At 68.3% G+C, this 2,714-nt stretch carries 4 protein-coding genes; 2 read left to right on the forward strand and 2 right to left on the reverse strand.

The annotated features are described in order from the left end of the window. The first annotated feature begins 97 nt into the window (after positions 1 to 97). Positions 98 to 490 carry a VOC family protein gene (locus ABD841_RS40365; protein ID WP_344982351.1) on the forward strand — a complete coding sequence of 131 codons (393 nt, stop codon included), beginning with the start codon at positions 98 to 100 and terminating at the stop codon, positions 488 to 490. A 250-nt stretch (positions 491 to 740) separates the two neighbouring features. Here the strand turns inward: ABD841_RS40365 and ABD841_RS40370 are convergent, their stop codons facing one another. Then, positions 741 to 1,415, reverse strand: a complete 675-nt coding sequence (locus tag ABD841_RS40370; protein WP_344982353.1) for a TetR/AcrR family transcriptional regulator — start codon at positions 1,413 to 1,415, stop codon at positions 741 to 743. 138 nt (positions 1,416 to 1,553) lie between these two features. Between ABD841_RS40370 and ABD841_RS40375 the strand changes: the two genes are divergently transcribed. Then, positions 1,554 to 2,258 (forward strand): DUF4386 domain-containing protein, encoded by a 705-nt coding sequence (locus ABD841_RS40375; protein ID WP_344982355.1) that lies wholly within the window; start codon positions 1,554 to 1,556, stop codon positions 2,256 to 2,258. On the opposite strand, the gene ABD841_RS40380 is transcribed toward ABD841_RS40375, so the two are convergent. Further along, positions 2,241 to 2,714: DUF4132 domain-containing protein (locus ABD841_RS40380; protein ID WP_344982357.1), on the reverse strand; the 474-nt coding region annotated here is incomplete at its 5' end. The two genes, ABD841_RS40375 and ABD841_RS40380, sit on opposite strands and share 18 nt — an antisense overlap.

The raw sequence follows: 2,714 nt of genomic DNA on the forward strand, positions 1-2,714 counted from the left end.
GCAGCATGCCGAACCCACCACCGAAGATCAAACCAACCTAACGAAGTACTACTAGATAAGTCTTGACCTATATAAGCCAAGCATTAAACTCTGTGTCATGCAAAAGATCACCACGTTCCTGATGTTCGACGGCGCCGCCGAGGAAGCCATGACTTTCTACGTCGGCCTGTTCGACGACGCCGAGGTCCTGGACGTCACCCGTTACGGGCCTGACGGACCGGGCAAGGAGGGTTCGGTCCTGCGTGCGGCATTCCGACTCGCCGGCCAGACGTTCATGTGTGTCGACAGCGCCGTCACGCACGAGTTCGGCTTCACGCCTGCGGTGTCGCTCTTCGTCACCTGCGATACCGAGGAGGAGATCGACCGTCTCTACGCGGCGCTGTCCGAGGGCGGCAAGGCGCTCATGCCCCTGGGAAGTTACGGCTTCAGCCGCAAGTTCGGCTGGATCGACGACCGCTTCGGCGTCTCCTGGCAGCTCAACCTCGCCTAGGTCCTGTTCTGTGGATCTCGTCTGAGCCGGAGCGGCAGGCAGGCGACGATCCCGCCACACCCACCGGCGGCCCGTTACCGGAACCGGCAGACCGGAGCGTCTCCCGATCCCGGCGTCTACCTGCTGATCCACAGCACAGAACCTGGGCGCCACAGCTGTCGGACACCTCGGAAAGCAGCCCCGACCCGGCGAAACACAGAGGTTGCGGAACAGGTACCGAACTCGGGCGGGCCCGGCACCGGGGCCGGGCTCATCGGCCCCGGATCCACCGCGCCAGGGAGTCGAGGATCACGCCGAGCCCGAACTCGAACTCGTCGCCGAAGTCGTAGCCGGGCCGGAGGATGTGCTCGGTCGCCATCTCGACGAGATGGGGATACTCGTCGGCGGAGAACTTCTGCATTATCGGCCGGGTGACGCCGGCGGCGCCGTCCGAGCCGTGAAAGGGCAAGGCGGCCTCCTGCAGCGCGAAGCCGTACACATAGCTGTCGATCAGGGCATACGCGTGGGCGGTCATTTCCACCGAGAAACCCGCCCGGCGCAGGACGCCGACGACCGCGTCGTGGTGCCGCAGTGTGGCGGGGCCGGGGGCGGTCCGCGACTCCAGGAGCCCCAGCGCCCAGGGGTGACGCCGCAGCACGCGTCGGGCCGAGGCCGCGCGCCGGCGCATCTCCGATCGCCAGTCGCCGTCGGCCGAGGGCAGTTCGATCTCACCGAAGACGAGATCGACGATGCCGTCGAGGATCTCCTCCTTGTTGGCGACATAGTGGTAGACCGACATCGGCTTGACGCCGAGTTCCCCGGCGAGCGAGCGGATCGTCAACGACCCGATCCCTCCCGCGTCGGCGACCGCGACCGCGGCGCGCAACACCCGTTCCCGGCTGAGCGGAACACGCTCCCGAGAACCGCCGGTGACCGTCTTCGACACTTCACCTCCCTGACGATGGCCATTTCATACTTTGTACGATACCTTCCCATACTAAGTACGAAGAGGGTTTCGTCATGGCGGGAGGAAGCCGTCCGCACACGACCGCGCCCCGCCACCCCTCGTACGGGAAGAGGAGCCATGTCAGGAAGAACCATCGGACGGGCCGTAGGCGCCCTGTTCCTGCTGGCGTTCGTCGGCTACGGCGGGGGCAGCGCCCTGGTCGAGTCCGGCTCGGGCACCGCGGACGCCCTGTCCGGCGTGCTCGACCACCGGCTACGGATATCGGCGGGAGCGCTGCTGATGCTGGTCAACTCCGTCGCGGTGGCCGGCATCGGCGTGCTGATGCTCCCCGTGCTGAAGCCGCGCCACGAGATCTCCGCCTACGCGTACCTGGTCGGCAGGGCGGTCGAAGCCGTGATGCTGGCCGCGGGAGTCGTCTTCCTGCTGCTCGTGGTGCCGCTCGCCCGGGAGCGGGCCGACGCCGGCGCCCCGGACGCCTCCGTCCTGGAGGCGCTGGGGCAGGTGGCGAAGGAGGCCAACCGCTACAGCTACCAGATCGCCATGATCGCGCTGGGAATCACCAGCCTGCTGTTCTGCCGCGTTCTGCTGCGCGAACGACTGGTGCCCGCGTTCATGGCCCTGTGGGGACTGGCCGGCTACGCCGCCTTCCTGGCCGGGGCGATCGCCGAGATCCTCGGCTACGGCGTCGGCCTGGTCCTGTCGGTTCCGGGCGGGCTGTTCGAGGTCGCGCTGGGGGTGACGCTCATCGTGAGGGGGTTTCCCGCGGGGCCGAGCCCCGACCGTGACGGGCCGGCCGGTGACGTGTCACCGGCGCTGCGATGAGCGACCGCGCCCTCGAAATGCCCGAGCCGGCTGAAGCAGCGTTCCACGACGTCGCGCCGCCCGTGGCCCGGACGTCCGAGCCCGGCGCGGCCTCCCGGCGGGCCACGAGCCCGGCCGGGACCGGACGCGAAACGGCGAGGAGTCCGGACGGTCGGCCTGGGCGGAGAGCATCTTGGCGATGTCCTTCACCACGCCCCTGAGCTCGGCGAGTTCCTCGGGATGCTCCCGCCGCACGCTCGCGGGCGGCGCCTTGACCGGTCCGCCCCTGACGTCGCGCCGGCTCGGGACAGGCTTGCCGCCGGTCACGGTCAGCTCGGCGGTCAGCTCGGCGGTCACCTCCCCGAGGACCTCCACGCGTGGGACGACCGGCGCCGAAAGCGACTCACCAGTGTCTTCCAGTAATCGACAAGTAGGGGCCCGTACCTTACCCGGCGTGATGAAACGATCTTCTTTCCT

The sequence above is a fragment of the Streptosporangium fragile genome (assembly GCF_039534445.1).
Taxonomy (GTDB): domain Bacteria; phylum Actinomycetota; class Actinomycetes; order Streptosporangiales; family Streptosporangiaceae; genus Streptosporangium; species Streptosporangium fragile.

Excerpts from the sequence above, each read along its gene's own strand:
- ABD841_RS40375 (WP_344982355.1), top strand. The coding sequence starts at position 1,554 with ATGTCAGGAAGAACCATCGGACGGGCCGTAGGCGCCCTGTTCCTGCTG.
- ABD841_RS40365 (WP_344982351.1), top strand. The coding sequence starts at position 98 with ATGCAAAAGATCACCACGTTCCTGATGTTCGACGGCGCCGCCGAGGAA.